General features: G+C 42.5%; 1 pseudogene. It reads right to left on the reverse strand.

The features are described from left to right. Positions 1–520 (reverse strand): annotated as a pseudogene (locus tag ACFIL8_RS12715) (hypothetical protein); the annotation flags it as partial.

Raw genomic sequence — 520 nt, forward strand, 5'->3', positions numbered from 1 at the left:
ACCGCACGTATGCCACCAAGTGCATTTTCATCCTTAACATACATATAACCTGATTCAGGCTTTGACAGCATGCCATCAGTATTTCCCCCTAATCCAGAAGCAGTGGAACGTTGTCCCCCTTGGACTGGGATAATTTTCCCTGTGCTTGTTGAGACTTGGAAAGTCATATCCTCAGGCAATCCTTGCTCTGCCTTTTCTTCTGATGTCAATGTTCTATAGCCTTCTTGAGGGCTTAACGTGTTGCCTATAACTTTCATGGCAAGATCTGGATATTGCATGATTGCTTGTGCGTCTTTATCATCGTATCCTTTAGAGCGTAAAAACTCAAAAATTGGTCTATTTTGAGCACGTACATTATTGCCCTGCCGCATAACAAGCGCCGCATTTGAAAAGCTTTCTTGCGGTGTTTTTCCTGATGCTAACCCCGCAAAAAAATCCATGAGATGCTCGGAAAATTCTGATTTTCTAAAACGCTCCCATAAGCTACTTGGATTTGCTCCTGTCTGAACAAAGTTATCAA

Origin of the sequence: Bartonella sp. AP57NXGY, assembly GCF_042195805.1 — a bacterium.
Classification (GTDB): Bacteria; Pseudomonadota; Alphaproteobacteria; order Rhizobiales; family Rhizobiaceae; genus Bartonella.